The organism is Vogesella mureinivorans (assembly GCF_007644035.1).
Lineage (GTDB): Bacteria > Pseudomonadota > Gammaproteobacteria > Burkholderiales > Chromobacteriaceae > Vogesella > Vogesella mureinivorans.
This window is the reverse complement of record NZ_VMTV02000798.1, coordinates 1-363: the sequence shown is the minus strand read 5'-3', so window position 1 is coordinate 363 and position 363 is coordinate 1. Positions and strand designations below refer to the sequence as shown.

Below are 363 nucleotides of genomic sequence, written 5' to 3'. Positions count from 1 at the left end.
GAACAGTTGCTGCGTGCGGAAGACGTAGATCAGGCCGGTATCGCTGTGCTCGCAGTCGAGACCGTGACGCACGACGGCTTCGGCCAGCAGCTGGCGCGAAGCGTTCAGCAGCACGGCGCGCTTGGCCGTGGAGTCGCGCCAGTCGCGGCGATTGCAGCGCGCCGAGAAGCGCAGCAGCCAACGCCACAGGGCGGGATCAATGCGAGGCTTGATGTACAGCGGCGCATCCGGCTTCAGCATCCAGCGCAGTCCCTTGGCGATGACCCCGGGCGCGGCCAGCGGTGGCGCATGGCTGGGGGTGAGCGTGCCGCAGTTGCCGTGCGAGGCGCCAGCGCCGACGTGCCGGCGCTCCAGCACGCGTAC

General features: G+C 69.7%; 1 pseudogene. It reads right to left on the bottom strand.

The features are described from left to right. A pseudogene (locus FLQ44_RS23825) lies at positions 1–363 on the bottom strand (hypothetical protein); the annotation flags it as partial.